Annotated in this window: 2 tRNA genes; both read left to right on the top strand. The window is 54.9% G+C overall.

Going from position 1 to position 246, the window contains the following annotated elements:
* Nucleotides 1–77: 77 nt before the first annotated feature.
* A tRNA-Ser gene (locus tag FGT79_RS30810) sits at nt 78–168 on the top strand.
* A 4-nt stretch (nt 169–172) separates the two neighbouring features.
* Nucleotides 173–244, top strand: a tRNA-Glu gene (locus tag FGT79_RS30815).
* Nucleotides 245–246: the final 2 nt, after the last annotated feature.

A 246-nucleotide genomic window follows, 5' to 3' on the forward strand; every position in this document is an offset into this window, starting at 1 on the left:
CTGATAGCTCAGTTGGTAGAGCACTCGACTGTTAATCGAGTTGTCACAGGTTCGAGTCCTGTTCGGGGAGCCATTATAGAGAGGTGTCCGAGTGGTCGAAGGAGCACGATTGGAAATCGTGTAGGCTCTAACCGGGTCTCGAGGGTTCGAATCCCTTCCTCTCTGCCAGCAAGGCCCGTTGGTCAAGTGGTTAAGACACCTCCCTTTCACGGAGGTAACAGGGGTTCGAGTCCCCTACGGGTCACC

This window comes from Paenibacillus sinopodophylli, assembly GCF_005930355.1.
GTDB lineage: Bacteria > Bacillota > Bacilli > Paenibacillales > Paenibacillaceae > Pristimantibacillus > Pristimantibacillus sinopodophylli.